Origin of the sequence: Streptomyces sp. P17 (assembly GCF_032436805.1) — a bacterium.
In the GTDB taxonomy this organism is placed as follows: Bacteria; Actinomycetota; Actinomycetes; order Streptomycetales; family Streptomycetaceae; genus Streptomyces.
In genome coordinates, this window is sequence record NZ_JAVRBF010000534.1 from 1 (window position 1) to 318 (window position 318).

Here is a 318-nt window from a genome sequence, read left to right on the forward strand (position 1 = left end):
GTGCCTGAAAAAGCAACCATATTGCAAATTTCATCCATCTGATATCTTACACAAGAAATCGTTATTTGATCAAAAACCAATTTTAATATCTCTTTGCAAAATGATTCTAAAATCTTATCTGAAGTAGTTGTTACTGGATATGGCATTCAAACCAAGCTAAGTAACACAGGTGCTCAAAGTTCGGTAAAGGGAGAAGTATTTGCGAACGTTCCTAATGGAAACTTAGCGAATACCTTGCAAGGCAAAGCCCCGGGGTTAATGGTTTTAGGAAATAGTGGAAAACCGGGAGACGCACCTTTCCTAAGGGTGAGAGGAACT

General features: G+C 38.7%; 1 protein-coding gene. It reads left to right on the top strand.

Features of this window, described 5'->3' with window-relative positions:
* Positions 1–93: 93 nt before the first annotated feature.
* Positions 94–318, top strand: a 225-nt coding sequence (locus RMT89_RS42005) for a hypothetical protein (protein WP_315889020.1), incomplete at its 3' end; no start/stop codon positions are given.